This window comes from Synechocystis sp. LEGE 06083, assembly GCF_015207725.1.
GTDB lineage: Bacteria > Cyanobacteriota > Cyanobacteriia > Cyanobacteriales > Microcystaceae > Synechocystis > Synechocystis salina.
In genome coordinates this window covers 1-9,736 of record NZ_JADEWJ010000137.1, presented here as the reverse complement: position 1 = coordinate 9,736, position 9,736 = coordinate 1, and the positions used below count along the sequence as shown (strand labels likewise).

The following is a 9,736-nucleotide window of genomic DNA, read 5'->3' as shown; positions in this document are numbered from 1 at the left end:
TTGCCGGTCGATATCGTAAACATGATGAACCTCTTTGCCCAGGGGGGCTATTTTGAACTGAGCTCCCAGCAAAATTTCATTAGCAGCGGTGGGTAAAGTTAAAACACCGGTAGCCGGGGTACCGCCAAAGGCGTTGGTTAAGCTCAATTCAAAACCTACAGCTTTACTAAATGCATAACTAGCACCGAAAGACCAAATGGGAGTTTTAGATATTTCCCTAGATGTGTTGATAGAATTGCCGCCCGATAGGGGAACCACGGTATTGCCAAAAAGAGAAAGTTGCTCGGAAACACGCCAATTTGCTCCCAATCCCACGCTAAAGACCGTGCCGTAAAAAGGAACGCTATTGAGACTATCAGAAAAGATATTAACTGCCGGTGTAAAAGTAACCTGAAATTGTTCACTCAAGTTATAAGAAATGGGGAGTTGTACGGTCCCGGCAACAGTTCTACTCAAGGTGGGAGAAGTAGCATTATTGAATAGTCCAGGGCCACTATAAATTTGAAATTGCTCAATGGAACCTAGGACGCCGATACCCCAATTTTCATCGCTGTAAATGTTGTATTTTAGGTTAGGACCCGTGGATTGATATAACTGCTCGATAAAAGATCCATTAACAGCGTTGTAGGTTGGGTCGTCATTGTACATAAAAGACCAACCGACTTGGAGGTCATTGGTTAGTCCCCAGTCAGCATAAATAAAATAGGTCTGATTACCCGTACCTGGCCCACCAAAGGTTTGGGTCTGACCAAATGTGCCCAGTACTTGTCCCTGCAAAAGTTGGTTGGCTGTGGGCAGGTGTAATAGTCTTAAAGGTTGGCGTAATAAAGGTGTGGTAATTTCAGGCTGTTTTTGGGGAGATTCCTCCGCCCCTTGCTCTCGGATAAATTCAACACTGTCAAGGGTTTCGGTTTCTATGATTTCAACTTCTGTTGTTTCTATTTGATCAGTCTGAGCTACTTCTATTTTTTCTTGACTACTATCGTTTTCTATTGCTGTTTCTATAATTTCAGTGGTACTTTCTTCGGGAGAAAATGTGGGGTCAATGGGGCCAGTAATAATCTCGAGTTTGTCAGTTTGGGTAAGGTGAGAAGATTCTGTAACTGTTGTTTCTACACTTGTTCCTTCTGCTCCTTCTCCGCCGATCGCCGTTGCCTCAGAAAGCATTAAAGTTTCTTCAGCCGATAATTCTCCTTGACTGACCCCCTCCATAACTTCAACTTCTAGGGTTTCCTCTGTGCTGGCGATCGCCATAGGGGCTAAGAGTAAACCTTGGCTATGGGAGCGGACGGCCCAACTTTGTTCCTGGGCATTAAGACTAACTTCCACCACACCCCGGTCTAATTGTTTAATTTTGAGGCGACGTTTCATCAGAGTGCCATCGGGGCCGGCATTGTCCTGGTTGATGGGGATGGAATCGGCTAGTTTTACTCCTTCTACCACTAGAGCTAAACGATTGGTGCGGGGATCTAAGATCAGCTCAGCGGCGGTTTGTTGCCCATTAATATGCAAAATTACGTTATCAACGGTGAGAGTAATGGCTTGGAGAACGGCAAAATTATCTTCCTCTTCTTCGACAATTAAAATGGAACGATCGCCGGATTGACTGGGACGTTGGCTAACCAGGGTGGCTGGGAAAAGAGGAGTAGTCGAACTGTAATAGTTGTTTGAAGTGAAGATAGGGAGAATTTTTTTGTTGGAGACCAATGATAGGTCAGCCAAAGCCGGCGGAGAACTGATACTATGGTGATCCGTGTCGCTACTCCAGGCTCCGAGCATTAACCATGCCCCTAGTAGACCAAGCGCCTGAGTTGGTTTTTTGAAAGCCATGTAATTATTCCTCACTCAAAACTCACACCCATCAGAAGACATAATATCCCTATTTTTTAGAATACGTATTAATTTCGGCTAAAGCTGGAAATAAATGTTTTCTTTAAGTTTGTTTGACGGTGATCGCCACAAAGCCACGGATTTCTCTTCATTATTCTCAATTTTTTGCTTGTAATTTTCTATGTCCCTTCCCATCGTCGCCATCATCGGCCGCCCCAATGTGGGTAAATCCACCTTCGTTAATCGCTTAGCCGGCAACCAACAGGCCATTGTCCATGATCAGCCTGGTATCACGAGGGACCGTACCTATCGTCCAGCTTTTTGGCGAGACCGGGATTTCCAAGTGGTGGATACGGGGGGGTTAGTATTCAACGATGACAGCGAATTTTTACCAGAAATCCGAGAGCAGGCTAACCTGGCCCTAGCGGAAGCGAAAGCGGCCATTTTTGTAGTGGATGGACAACAGGGTCCCACCGCCAGCGACGAGGAAATTGCCCAGTGGCTCCGGCAACAATGCGTCCCGGTAATTTTAGCAGTAAACAAGTGTGAATCCCCTGACCAAGGTGCTATTCAAGCGGCGGAATTTTGGCATTTGGGGCTAGGGGAACCGTACCCCATGTCGGCCATCCACGGTAGTGGCACAGGAGATTTACTCGATGCTCTGTTGGAATATTTGCCCCCCACCCAAGAGGAGTTGGAGGAAGATGAGATCAAAGTGGCGATCGTCGGCCGTCCCAATGTGGGTAAATCCAGTTTGCTCAACGCCTTGACCGGGGAACAACGGGCCATTGTTAGTCCCATTTCCGGCACTACCAGGGACGCCATCGATATGGTGGTGGAACGTAACGGCCAAAAATATCGCCTGATTGACACTGCCGGCATTCGGCGGAAAAAGAATGTGGACTATGGCGCAGAATTTTTTGGCATCAACCGGGCATTTAAGGCTATTCGTCGGGCCGATGTGGTCTTATTTGTACTGGATGTTTTGGATGGGGTAACAGAACAGGATCTGAAATTGGCGGGGCGCATCATTGAAGATGGCCGGGCAGTCGTACTGGTGATTAATAAATGGGATGCGGTGGAAAAGGATTCCTACACCATTTACGAACATCGGGAGCAGTTGATGGCTCGGCTTTATTTTATGGATTGGGCTGAAATGATTTTTGTCAGTGCCCAAACCGGCCTACGGGTACAAAAAATCCTTGATTGTGTGGACATTGCCGCCCAGGAACATCGTCGTCGGGTCACTACTGCTGTGATCAATGAAGTGCTGGAAGAAGCCGTTAGTTGGCATTCTCCCCCCACCACCCGCCAGGGTAAACAGGGCAAAATTTATTACGGCACCCAGGTTTCTACCCAACCACCGGCGATCGCCTTATTTGTCAACGATCCCAACCGGTTTAACGACAATTACCGCCGCTATATTGAAAAGCAATTCCGTAAACAACTGGGCTTTTTCGGTTCCCCCATCCGATTATTCTGGCGGGGTAAAAAAGTGAGGGAAGTGGAAGGTAGTCGTAACCGTGCTACCAAGGTCTAAGGCTTAAAATGGTTGACCCTTTACAGGTTGACTTGCAAAGTTTTAGTCTGCTCTCAAATCGCCCCTAAAAGCTTCGGTAATATTGGGGAACTTGTATCTGGTTTCCAACTAATTTCCTGGCCAGTTTTTATTGGATAAACCTCACTAGGCTCCACCATTGTCTTGATTTTGCCAAGTACTACGCCAGGCCAATTCCGCCTTGGCCGTTACCTGCTGTCGCTCTAACTGACGATACTGCTTTTCCAGTTTGGTCAGATCCTTTAGATAGGTGTGAATTTGTTTACGAATTAAACCCAAATTAACGTCACTAAATTCGAGATCTTTCAGCCGTAAATTCAGGGCTGTCAAACGACTAATTTGTCCCCGTTTAGACCGCTGAATCAATTCCTCTATGGCTTCTGAGGAGAGGTCTTCATCGTCATCGTTTTCCGTATCTTCTTCCCCTTGGTCAGTGGAGGGGGGGGAGACATTTTCCGACTCGGGCTTTTGGGCTTTTTCAATCAATAAATTGACCACGTGGGGCATCTTTTCTCGGTTGGGGGCTAGCCGGTCATCTTCCGACTGTAGGGCCATTTCGAGAATGTGTAGGGGAAGATTGGGAGGAATAATTTTACTGGCAGTGAGTAAACGATTAATGTTCATTGACAGGGCCACCACGCTGCGGTGCAGGATTTTTTCCACCTGTAAATGCCATTTTTGTAGATCCTCGGGGGTTTTGATCACCGTGGGTGCTTTAGCCTCCGTGGCTCCCATTCCTTGGGGCAATAGCATTTCTAGGGATAGGCCTTCTTTCTGTAAAGCTTGGCTGAGAAAGTCTTTGATTTCCTGTAGGTCTGGAATATTGCTATCTTCTGATTTTTCCTCTTCTGGGTTGTCTCCATCGTTCCCCAATAGGATCAATTCCTCGGCGTCCTCTGTATTCCCCTCCGGTTCCGGCACAATTTGCTCCTGGCGGGAAGAGTCCAAAAAAATCCCTTCCTTTTCCAGGTTTACTAGCAGTTGATCATAAAACTTGGCGATCGCCGTGCGTAATTGGCTCTGAAATTTGTGGCGGGGACTATAGTCTAGCTGGAGAAAAGCATCGGGATAAATTTGCGTACAAATCTGATAAACGGCATAGACCCCCTGTTGCTGGAGAATTTGCCCCAGGCGCTGGGCATACTGGTCATAGGTGGCAGCAAAGTGATGCCCCAGGATCGTCGTTTGATTTTCAATCTGAGTTAACTGCTCACGGATTTTAGGGATAGAACGGGTCATGGATACTAGTCTAACAACAGGGCGAGGCAATAGGACTAGATCCTATCCCAGCGACTAAACAGATCAGGTCGTATAATCCGCATTGATCCGTACATAGTCGTAGCTCAAATCACAGCCCCAGGCAGTACCCTGGCCCGAACCGGTGCCCAGATCCACTTGAATTAGCACTGTATCGTGCTGTAAATAGGCTCCAGCGGCGGCCTGTTTGAGATAATTGCTGGCGGCGGAACGGTCAAAGGGTAAGGGTTGCCCCTGGTCCATGAGAACGTAATCCCCTAATTTAATCCGTAGATTATTTTGGTCAAACTTGACTCCGGCTCGCCCCGCGGCCCCGGCAATGCGCCCCCAGTTGGGGTCCCGGCCAAAAATGGCAGATTTCACCAAGGAGGATCCGGCAATGGTTCTGGCCACGGCCCTACCGGCTTGGTCGTCGGGGGCCCCAGTGACTTGAATTTCGATCAAACAGGTGGCCCCTTCCCCATCCCTGGCGATCGCCTTGGCCAAATGTTGGCAAACAGCGGTGAGCATGGCTTCCAATTTCTCGGCATTGGGGCCCATTTCCGTAATGGCGGCGGTGCGGGATTCCCCATTGGCTAAAGCAAACAAACTGTCATTGGTGCTAGTGTCCCCATCTACCGTCACTTGGTTAAAGGTTTTTTGGGTGGCTCGGCTCAGCATCTGTTGCCAGAGGGCAGTGGAAATGGCCGCATCACAGGTGACAAAGGCCAGCATGGTGGCCATGTTGGGGTGAATCATGCCGGATCCCTTGGCAATGCCCCCCATCCTTACCGGCCGACCGTCAATTTCCGTTTCCAGGGCGATGGTTTTGGGCACCAAATCTGTAGTCATAATTGCCTTTGCGGCCTTGTCTCCGCCATTGGGGGCAAGGGATTGGATTAATGGCGCAATACCCTGGCGTAACTGCTCCATTTTGATCCGTTGGCCAATGACCCCAGTGGAAGCCAGCAGAATACTTTCGGGGGAAATGTTTAGTCCCTGGGCCAACAGTTGGGCGGACTCCACCGCATCGTCCCAGCCCTGTTTGCCGGTGCCGGCATTGGCTTGCCCGGAATTGACCAAAATAGCTCTGGCACTGGCCTTAGCCTGTAACCGTTGGCGGCAATAGTCCACACAGGCCGCCCGCACTTGACTGGTGGTAAAAACTCCAGCAGCGATCGCCTCAGTTTCGGAGTAAATCAGGGTTAAATCCGGGGAACCGGACGGTTTTAGTCCCGCCGTGATGCCTGCCGCCTTAAAACCTTTGGGGGCGGTGATGTTGCCCTCAATTACCTGCCAGTCAGCCATAGGAAAAGCCTGCCACATTCTCAAACTCAGAGGTCAATCATAGCAGTTCTGCTTGGGGTTAATTATTAGCCGTTCAACCCCGGTCAGGAATTGCTGATTTTCTAGTCAATTTTTCCTGGCCCTCACCTGAGGATGGGATCAATAGCCCAATAATTGGCGAATTTCTGCTGCCTTTTCCAATTCCCCTTGGCGATCGAGCAAATTAATCGCTTGGATCATGTCCTCTAGGGATTCTTCCACTGCACCCTGCTCTGACCGGATGCCAGCCCGGAGAATAAATGCATCGGCATTGGAGGGATTGAGGCGAATGGTACGGTTCAAATCAGCCAAAGCCCGTTCGTAATTGCCCAACATGGTATAGGAGAGCCCGCGAAAATAATGGGCCTCTTCAGAACGGGGATCAAGCTCTATGGCCCGGTCAAAATCGGGAATGGCTTGGCGGGGTTGCTCTAACCCCAATTGGGCTTGGCCTCGACAGATCAAGAGATCTACATCCTGGGGATCAAGCAAAATTCCCTGGCCACAATCATCGATCGCGCCTTGGTAATTATTCAGTACTCCGTGGACGTTAGCTCGATTGAAATAAATGGCTGGATCGTTGGGGCTCAGGGCAATGGCCTGGTCAAAGTCCGCCAAGGCGGCGGTGTACTGTTCGATCACCATATAGGCTACCCCCCGCAAATTATAGGCATCGGCATTCTGGCCATCGGTGTCGATCACCTGGGTAAAAATGGCGATCGCCTTAAGGGGGGAACCATTTTCCAGTTCCGTAAATCCCTCCAACAACTTTTGTTCTATGGCAACGGCGGAATCCCTTTCCTGGGCAATGAAGGGAGGAGTCAGGGCCGCCCGACTAGGTAAAACTCCCCCTAGGCCAGGGCCCAAGGCACAAAAAACGACGGTGGCGATCGCCGTTAGGGAAAGGAAAAGGGGACGAGGCAAACAAATCATGGCAGGCAACACTGGGCGGAGGAAGAAAAAATGTCTCCTTTATTTAATGATGATTTAAAGACTGAAATTAATCCCGCTTTTTGTTGACAAAGTAAGGATTTTTAACAAATTTTCACAGTCGTCAATGATAGAAAAATTTTTACCCTACTCCCCCCGGAGCAAAAAGCCAGTTTTGCCCAGCCGTGCTATGTTGTTTTGTTGTCTGAAAACTGAGCCATTGTGCACCGCCATCCATCGCATCATTAATAGTTAAATTGTATGATTGCCCATCGCCGTCAGGAGCTAGCCCAGCAATATCACCAGGCCCTACACCAGGACGTGTTGCCCTTTTGGGAAAAATATTCCCTTGATCGCCAGGGGGGAGGTTACTTTACCTGTCTAGATCGTCAAGGCCAGGTTTTTGACACAGATAAATTCATTTGGTTACAAAGCCGTCAGGTATGGCAATTTGCCGTTTTTTATAACCGTTTGGAACCAAGGCCCCAATGGTTAGAAATTGCCCGCCATGGTGCTGATTTTTTAACTCGCCACGGCCGAGATCAAGACGGTAATTGGTATTTTGCTTTGGATCAGGAAGGCAGACCCCTGCGTCAACCCTATAACGTTTTTTCCGATTGCTTCGCCGCCATGGCCTTTAGTCAATATGCTCTAGCCAGTGGAGAGGAAGAAGCCAAGACCATTGCCCTCCAGGCTTACAACAACGTTCTACGGCGTCAGCATAATCCCAAAGGTCAATACGAAAAGTCCTACCCAGGCACTAGGCCGCTCAAATCCCTAGCGGTGCCGATGATTTTAGCCAACCTCACCCTAGAGATGGAATGGTTATTGCCCCCCACCACAGTGGAAGAAGTGTTGGCCCAAACCGTCAAAGAAGTAATGACGGATTTCCTCGACCCGGAAATAGGATTGATGCGGGAAGCGGTGACTCCCAATGGAGAATTTGTCGATAGCTTTGAAGGGCGTTTGCTTAACCCAGGGCACGGTATTGAAGCCATGTGGTTCATGATGGACATTGCCCAACGCTCCGGCGATCGCCAGCTACAGGAGCAAGCAATTGAAGTGGTGTTGAACACCCTGGAATATGCCTGGGACCAAGAATTTGGCGGCATATTCTATTTCCTCGACCGCCACGGCCACCCTCCCCAGCAACTGGAATGGGACCAAAAGCTCTGGTGGGTACATCTGGAAACCCTGGTTGCCCTAGCCAAGGGTCACCAAGTCACCGGCCAAGAAAAATGCTGGCAATGGTTTGAGCGGGTCCATGATTACGCTTGGAGTCATTTCGCCGATCCTGAGTATGGGGAATGGTTTGGCTACTTGAATCGCCGAGGAGAAGTGTTACTCAACCTCAAAGGAGGTAAATGGAAAGGCTGTTTCCACGTACCCCGAGCTCTGTGGCTCTGCGCCGAAACCCTCCAACTTCCGCTTGGTTAATTAATTGTTCTTTAATACCTACATTCCGCACATAGTACACCTTCGTCTGAAATCGAGTACGACGGCAAGCCTATTTCGGGGTTTGCCTCTTGACTCCCAGTCAATCAATACTAGAAAACTACGCTATTTGTAGTGTTTTCCCGAAAATTTAGTAACTATTGGTAGAGCCTGCGGAATGTAGGTTTTAAGGATCTTTGAGATAACGGCGATCGCCTAGAGAACAGCTACTGGGTTAATACAGTTTGCATGATAATGTTCTGATTATTCGTTTCGCTGGGACTATGTTTGATGGGATTGGCGATCGAATTCAATCTTCTTCCTGTGAATTTTCAGCGTCATTAATTAGGGCAATAAGTTCTTGGGTTAGATTGAAAAAATGACTTTTGTTAAATCCCCGACTCCACTGGCTCAAAAGTTTGATGAATTTGAGGAATCTCTTCCTTTGAAGTGGAAATACCAGATCTTCACGGTTTTTATTTTCATGCCAGCATAGGAAATTTTCAAGGAATTTTTTTAGATTGATTATTTCTTCAGTAGTAAGTTGAGGCTGAAACAAACGCCATTTTAATTCGACTTCATGACGTTTTTCATGGCATTCTCGACATAAGCCTAACAAGGTTTGATCAGGATATTGCCAAGGATAACGTCCATAACGATAGTAACAATGATGGATTTCTAGTGTTTTATTAGTTGCTCCACAATTTTCGCATATTTCTGTACAACGCTCTAGAATTCTTTCTCTTTTTTTTTGCCATCTTTTATCTGAAAGTAATGTCTGATAGCTGGGGTTAATATAGGATGGTTTATGATAATTATCTATGGGATAAAATCCACATACTTGAAATTCCCAATACATAGAAAAACCAAAACCTTCAAAGAGATCTTCTAATTCTTGCTCTAACCCTTGGATTTGACGATATCCATAAATAAATTCATATAAATGTTCAAATATAAATACAAGCTCTGGTTCTCCCCATAATCTGTCATCTTGCTTTTTTTTCCACTCCTCTTTAGAATAAACCCAATAATCATGATCAAAATTATTGAGTATTAACCATTCTAAAAATACTTCCCTAAGAATGTCGATTTGATTACGCATGTTAACGGTAATATCACTTGTTATACAAGTCTATAAAATTAGTTAGGTAGGGTAGCTTACAGTGAATCATTGTAACTAATCTCCAGGCAAACGCCCCTCTAAAAGTTTAAACCTATATCTATTAAACACTTTAAGCACCTGATAATTCCATGTCGGAGAATTGAGCAAAACAGATCAGCGGGGAACAAAATCAACTATCCCTCTTTCATCAAAATGGGTGAATTAGAATGGAGATAAAAGGCTGGAAAGCTTGGAGGGAGTATGACGAAGGTAAGAGAAGCGAAAAAGACAGTACAATGTGTAGACACGTATAGTGAACT

The 9,736-nt window shown here is 47.2% G+C and carries 7 protein-coding genes; 2 read left to right on the top strand and 5 right to left on the bottom strand.

Annotated features, from left to right (window positions below; genetic code table 11):
• Nucleotides 1-1,830, bottom strand: a 1,830-nt coding sequence (locus IQ219_RS11505) for a hypothetical protein (RefSeq protein WP_228016979.1), incomplete at its 3' end; no start/stop codon positions are given.
• 181 nt (nt 1,831-2,011) lie between these two features.
• Between IQ219_RS11505 and der the strand changes: the two genes are divergently transcribed.
• On the top strand, nt 2,012-3,370 hold the full coding sequence (gene der, locus IQ219_RS11500; protein ID WP_194072689.1) for a ribosome biogenesis GTPase Der: 1,359 nt from the start codon (nt 2,012-2,014) through the stop codon (nt 3,368-3,370).
• A 144-nt stretch (nt 3,371-3,514) separates the two neighbouring features.
• Here the strand turns inward: der and IQ219_RS11495 are convergent, their stop codons facing one another.
• From IQ219_RS11495 to IQ219_RS11485, 3 genes are all read right to left on the bottom strand, one after another.
• The gene (locus IQ219_RS11495; RefSeq protein WP_194072688.1) at nt 3,515-4,627 is read right to left on the bottom strand and encodes a hypothetical protein; all 1,113 of its coding nucleotides are present in this window, start codon (nt 4,625-4,627) and stop codon (nt 3,515-3,517) included.
• A gap of 63 nt (nt 4,628-4,690) precedes the next feature.
• Nucleotides 4,691-5,950: a bifunctional ornithine acetyltransferase/N-acetylglutamate synthase gene (argJ, locus tag IQ219_RS11490; RefSeq protein ID WP_228016978.1), complete on the bottom strand. Its 1,260-nt coding sequence runs from the start codon at nt 5,948-5,950 to the stop codon at nt 4,691-4,693.
• Nucleotides 5,951-6,070: 120 nt separating this feature from the next.
• On the bottom strand, nt 6,071-6,883 hold the full coding sequence (locus IQ219_RS11485; RefSeq protein WP_228016977.1) for a tetratricopeptide repeat protein: 813 nt from the start codon (nt 6,881-6,883) through the stop codon (nt 6,071-6,073).
• A 258-nt stretch (nt 6,884-7,141) separates the two neighbouring features.
• Between IQ219_RS11485 and IQ219_RS11480 the strand changes: the two genes are divergently transcribed.
• Nucleotides 7,142-8,317: an AGE family epimerase/isomerase gene (locus IQ219_RS11480; RefSeq protein WP_194019990.1), complete on the top strand. Its 1,176-nt coding sequence runs from the start codon at nt 7,142-7,144 to the stop codon at nt 8,315-8,317.
• Between the two features lie 307 nt (nt 8,318-8,624).
• Here the strand turns inward: IQ219_RS11480 and IQ219_RS11475 are convergent, their stop codons facing one another.
• A complete protein-coding gene (locus IQ219_RS11475) occupies nt 8,625-9,416 on the bottom strand; it encodes an HNH endonuclease (RefSeq protein WP_194072685.1) in 792 nt (263 codons plus the stop codon).
• Between the last annotated feature and the right edge of the window lie 320 nt (nt 9,417-9,736).

Bases quoted from the DNA above. Each gene is read 5' to 3' on its own strand.
- IQ219_RS11495 (WP_194072688.1), bottom strand. From the start codon at position 4,627: ATGACCCGTTCTATCCCTAAAATCCGTGAGCAGTTAACTCAGATTGAA.
- IQ219_RS11485 (WP_228016977.1), bottom strand. From the start codon at position 6,883: ATGATTTGTTTGCCTCGTCCCCTTTTCCTTTCCCTAACGGCGATCGCC.
- argJ (WP_228016978.1), bottom strand. From the start codon at position 5,950: ATGTGGCAGGCTTTTCCTATGGCTGACTGGCAGGTAATTGAGGGCAAC.
- der (WP_194072689.1), top strand. From the start codon at position 2,012: ATGTCCCTTCCCATCGTCGCCATCATCGGCCGCCCCAATGTGGGTAAA.
- IQ219_RS11475 (WP_194072685.1), bottom strand. From the start codon at position 9,416: ATGCGTAATCAAATCGACATTCTTAGGGAAGTATTTTTAGAATGGTTA.
- IQ219_RS11480 (WP_194019990.1), top strand. From the start codon at position 7,142: ATGATTGCCCATCGCCGTCAGGAGCTAGCCCAGCAATATCACCAGGCC.